Source organism: Secundilactobacillus silagincola, assembly GCF_002583405.1.
Taxonomy (GTDB): domain Bacteria; phylum Bacillota; class Bacilli; order Lactobacillales; family Lactobacillaceae; genus Secundilactobacillus; species Secundilactobacillus silagincola.
Map to the genome: position 1 here is coordinate 1 of NZ_BCMJ01000031.1, position 387 is coordinate 387.

Here is a 387-nt window from a genome sequence, read left to right on the forward strand (position 1 = left end):
AGAAGCTACAGCAAGCTAACCCGAATTACACGCTTGAAAGTGCCAACGTGACCGGTGGTCAGTTCCACATTACAGCGGCACCAGTAACGATCATCGCGCCAACTTTGACGAAGAGCTATGACGGCCAGAGCTATACTGGCAACGATAATCAAGCAAAAGTTGTCGGTCAGCAAGCGGCTAAATTGAATTACAGTCTGACTGATCTGAGTCAGGATACAAACGTACAAAACGACGGTTATGCCATCACAGTGCAGTTGGGTGACAATCCCAACTATAATGTGAAGACGGTTGCCGGTAAGTTAACCATTACACCGAATACGCAGGCAACAGTTCAGGTTCAGGACAGTACTAAATTCTACGATGGGACCACGCAAGCAGATACGACGC

1 protein-coding gene is annotated in these 387 nt (G+C 47.8%); it reads left to right on the top strand.

Annotated elements, in window-relative coordinates; translation table 11 throughout:
- The coding region (locus CES82_RS12560) for a hypothetical protein (RefSeq protein ID WP_180245743.1) at window positions 1-387 on the top strand (387 nt) is incomplete at both ends.